Below are 1,763 nucleotides of genomic sequence, written 5' to 3'. Positions count from 1 at the left end.
GATTTTCTTTTCTTCTGCATTTGCCTCTTTTACATTCTCTAAGACTTCTTGCTTAATAGAAATGTAATTTTTTAATTGTACTGGTTCTAATTCGATATGTTGTTTTACATTTTCGTTATATCGTTTAACTTCTATATTCCACGCTTTTGCTTTGTCTAGGTAATCTTGACTTGCTCCTTTATATAACTTCTTCTGTGATAGATAGGGGTTATTTTTTATACCATCGTGTAAATCTAATTTGTAACCGTACTTATTTAAGGTATCTTTAATTATTTTGTTTTTGTGATGTAGCCACCAACGTTCAGTAAATTTTTTATCTTTTACTTTAAATATGTCCGTTTGGTATCTGATGTTGCCCTCTTTATCTCGTTGGACTTCGCCCTTTTTATGAATTAATACAGCATTTTCACTATTTGCTTTCGCTAATTTATGCGTGTCTTTGTCTTGCCAAATGTCTTTCTTGTAGACTTTAGGCTCAAGTTCCATTTGGTTTTCACGCTCGCTGAAAAGAATATGTACATGAAGATTCGTGCGATTGTGATTCCAATGAACTGCGTATTCATAGTCCTTATTTTCGCCAACTATCTCATGAGCCAAGTCATAACAGACTTGCTCTAATCTTCGTTCATCTTCGGCAAGTTCATTTGGTAAAGCAATATGCACTTCAAGTGCCTCATTGTTTGCTACATTCGTCTTTTGATGTGACTTTTCAAAAGAGGAATGTTCTTCCCATGAGTATTGCATATTTGATTTATGCAATACTATTTCTTCTTGTCGCTCCTCATCAGTTAAGTAACTGGAGCGACCTACTACATTAGAAATTTTGGCTATTCTACCATAAACTGTTGCCATAAATTTCGCTCCTTTCTAGCCGTCTGCAAGACCGCAAAGACCTTACGGCGTAGCCTTAAGGTTGAGTTTGCGCTCCCAATCGCCGAGGGCTCTATTTACTGCATTATATCATACTTTTACCTCTAAAAAAAAAGAAAAGGGATAGTTTCGTCTATCCCCATCATTTTTTGACCGTATTTTTAGATAATCCTGTCTCTTTAGTACATTGATATTTATTACCATCAGGATTGTTTTTTCTCCATTCTTCGACAATGTCTTTTTTATTTTTTCGTCCTTGCAAAGCCTTTTCATGTTCTTCATTTAAAATGTCTAAATTACTTCTCGCCATTCTCAAATGTAGTGATTGCTTACGATAATTTCTTTTATTTCTCTCAATTCGTATATCTGCTCAATAGGACATTTTATCTATTGGATACGTAAACCATACTCTAACATATCCTTCAAGTGCTGATAATACATCCGCTTCAGTAAACGGATCTGACAGACAGACTTCATGAGATATTTGGATTCAGAACAGACCATGAAATCACATCAGAAAAAACATGAAAAAAATTATAAAACAAACAAAAACAAAAAATATTACGAAAAATTAAAACATAAAAAGAATGGAAAAAATAGCGATTATACTGCCAAATTTACCATTCTTTTTTTTGATTTCAGCCGTCAAATTCAGGATTGTATAACAAATAATTAAGTGAAAATGTTTTGAGAAGCTCCTTAAAACCTATATTTGTCTGTTATGTGAAAAGTGGTCTTTTATTAATAAAAATTATCCAAAGGCTAGTTTGGCAGCAGTTAATGCAAAAACTTCATCACCTGGTAAAGGAGAAATAATAGTGATGCCTATTAAAATACCAGCAGCAATCATTGCCGCATAATTTTTTTGTGCAAGATTCTTTTTTTTCCCTTTT

2 protein-coding genes are annotated in these 1,763 nt (G+C 33.1%); both read right to left on the bottom strand.

Annotated features, from left to right (window positions below):
- The coding region (locus T513_RS0109565) for a hypothetical protein (RefSeq protein ID WP_031589904.1) at positions 1-852 on the bottom strand (852 nt) is incomplete at its 3' end.
- Positions 853-1,012: 160 nt separating this feature from the next.
- Positions 1,013-1,180: a hypothetical protein gene (locus T513_RS12260; RefSeq protein ID WP_155266090.1), complete on the bottom strand. Its 168-nt coding sequence runs from the start codon at positions 1,178-1,180 to the stop codon at positions 1,013-1,015.
- Positions 1,181-1,763: the final 583 nt, after the last annotated feature.

It is taken from the genome of Kandleria vitulina DSM 20405 (assembly GCF_000702065.1).
Lineage (GTDB): Bacteria > Bacillota_I > Bacilli_A > Erysipelotrichales > Coprobacillaceae > Kandleria > Kandleria vitulina.
Note: the sequence above shows the minus strand (reverse complement) of the source record. Positions and strands in the feature narration are given on the sequence as shown.

Excerpts from the sequence above, each read along its gene's own strand:
- T513_RS12260 (WP_155266090.1), bottom strand. The coding sequence starts at position 1,180 with ATGGCGAGAAGTAATTTAGACATTTTAAATGAAGAACATGAAAAGGCT.